This is a genomic window from Actinosynnema sp. (assembly GCF_052038725.1).
Genome location: NZ_JBQGCX010001393.1, coordinates 1 through 1,994 on the forward strand (window position 1 = coordinate 1; position 1,994 = coordinate 1,994).

General features: G+C 67.5%; 3 protein-coding genes. 1 reads left to right on the plus strand and 2 read right to left on the minus strand.

The window, feature by feature from the left end:
* Positions 1-491: hypothetical protein (locus tag ACTUAL_RS29470; protein ID WP_440902524.1), on the plus strand; the 491-nt coding region annotated here is incomplete at its 5' end.
* Between the two features lie 3 nt (positions 492-494).
* Here ACTUAL_RS29470 and ACTUAL_RS29475 read toward each other — a convergent pair.
* Both ACTUAL_RS29475 and ACTUAL_RS29480 read right to left on the minus strand, forming a co-directional pair.
* On the minus strand, positions 495-1,574 hold the full coding sequence (locus ACTUAL_RS29475) for a tyrosine-type recombinase/integrase (protein ID WP_440902525.1): 1,080 nt from the start codon (positions 1,572-1,574) through the stop codon (positions 495-497).
* Positions 1,549-1,994, minus strand: a 446-nt coding sequence (locus ACTUAL_RS29480) for a helix-turn-helix domain-containing protein (protein ID WP_440902526.1), incomplete at its 5' end; no start/stop codon positions are given. The genes ACTUAL_RS29480 and ACTUAL_RS29475, both read right to left, overlap by 26 nt.

The window sequence follows — 1,994 nt, forward strand, 5'->3', positions numbered from 1 at the left end:
GACTCGCGTTAGTGTCAGCCATGCCCCCTGAACCCTCTGCATCGCCCCGGGAGATACGCCTCCGCGGCCTGGAGTCGGCGGTCAGCGCGATCCGGGAAGCGATCGACGCCGACGACGAGCAGGCCGTCCTCACCCGGACAGCCGAGGCCCTCAGCCACGTTTATGGCCTATGGACCGCCTACGGTGTCAGCGGCCGCGCACAGGTCGCCTGGGCCGGCAACGACCCTGATCGCCGGAACCTCGTCGCCATGGTGTACGTCCGTGGCGAAGCTGATCATCGAGGCGTGCACGCGACGATGGCGGTCGGATTCGGTGAGGGCCCGTTTGGGGTAGGTCCGTTCGGAGGCGGCTGGCTGTGGCGCGAATGCCCCCCGCGCCCTGGCTACCAAGCGAGCGCCACGCTGTACGAGGAGCAGGCCCTCTGGCGCTGGGTGTACGAGCCCCTTGAGCGAGCTCTCGCGTGGTTCCGGTCGAACCCGCCTCAGCCTTGAGAGCTACTGGCGTCCAGCCGCAGTACCCGTCATCTGCCCGGGCGCGAAGCGCAGAGCGGCGCTCACTGCGGCTCTCGAAGACTCATCTCGGTCGGGCCACATGTGTCCGTAGGTGTCGAGGGTTGTCTTCGCTGACGCGTGGCGGAGGCGGGCCTGCACGGTCTTGATGTCGAGGCCGGCGGCGATGAGCAGGCTCGCGAAGTAGTGCCGCAGATCGTGGATGCGGAACCCGGCGGGTAGTCCGTCCACGGTCTCCCGTGCGGCCGCGAATGCCTGCTCGATCGTGTACGGCGACACCGGGCGACCGAACGCGCCGACGACGATGGTGTCGCTCCCCCACTGCACCGGGTTGGCGTTCAGCATGACGGCGAGCTCGGTGGGGATCGGGATCGGGTTCTTGGACGCCTCGGTCTTTAGCTCCTCGGCCGGGTACTGGATCGCCGGGGTGACGATCCCGCGCATGAAGTCGACGTCCCCTACACGTAGCGCGGCGATCTCGGCCACGCGCAATCCGACGAACGCGCCGAGCAGCACAACGGGTCGGAAGTGCGCCGGCAGGGCGTCGTGCAACGCCCACACCTGCTCGGTCGTCGCGACGTACGGCCGCTGCTTCGGTGCAGGCGGTGATGTTCGCCTCGAGCACGGCGATCGCGGAATCAGACCGTCGTGCACCGCGTCAGTGAATAGCTGCGACAAGCGCCTGTGGAGCGCGTACGTGGTGCTGGCGGCGTACCCCCTAGCCGTAAGTGATGCGATCCACGTGTTCACCTCAGAGGGGCGCACAGCCTTCAGGGGACGGTGCCCAAGGTCAGCGACGATGACCCGCAGGTGCACCTTCGCCTGCCGGACAGTCGACGCGCGGTTCCGCTCGTACCCCTGCAGCCAGGTATCCGCCCACTCCCCCAGCGTTATCCGAGCGCGGGACGGCTCCGTGTGCATGCCCGTGACGAGCGCGGCCGTCTGCTCATCGATCCACCGCTGCCCCTCCCGTTTCGTCGGGAAGTGCCGTGCGTGCTCCTTGCCGGCGTCGTCCCGGTAGCGGGCGCGCCAGACACCGTCAGGGCGCTGCTTGATCGAGGCCATGTCCGTCTTCGACCCTCTTGCGGATCTCTTCAGCTTCGCTCGTGGGATTGACGCTCTCGAGTACGTACCTCGTCTCGGCGCGGAGCCACCATGGCTTCGTCTCAGGCGCTGAGATCTCCACGCCGCCGAGAGGCCCGGCCCCGGTGATCCACAGCCAGGCCGACATCGCAGGCTCACCTCCCCAGCCGGATATCTGCACGTCTTCGCGAGGGTCGACTGCACGCGGCAGAAACAGCGAGATCGGCGAGACACCCAGCGCGATGGCGATAGCGATCAGATCGTCAGCATCGACGCGCCGCGTTCGGTTCTCGATCTTGCTCAACCCGGAGTGGGCGATCGGGTGGCCGTTCTCCTGCAACCGCTCGGCGAGCTCACGAAGGCTGAGGTCTGCCTCCACGCGAATCCGCTTGATGTTCTCAG

What these genes read in the sequence shown, in the direction of transcription:
- ACTUAL_RS29475 (WP_440902525.1), bottom strand. Translation starts at nt 1,574, where the DNA reads ATGGCCTCGATCAAGCAGCGCCCTGACGGTGTCTGGCGCGCCCGCTAC.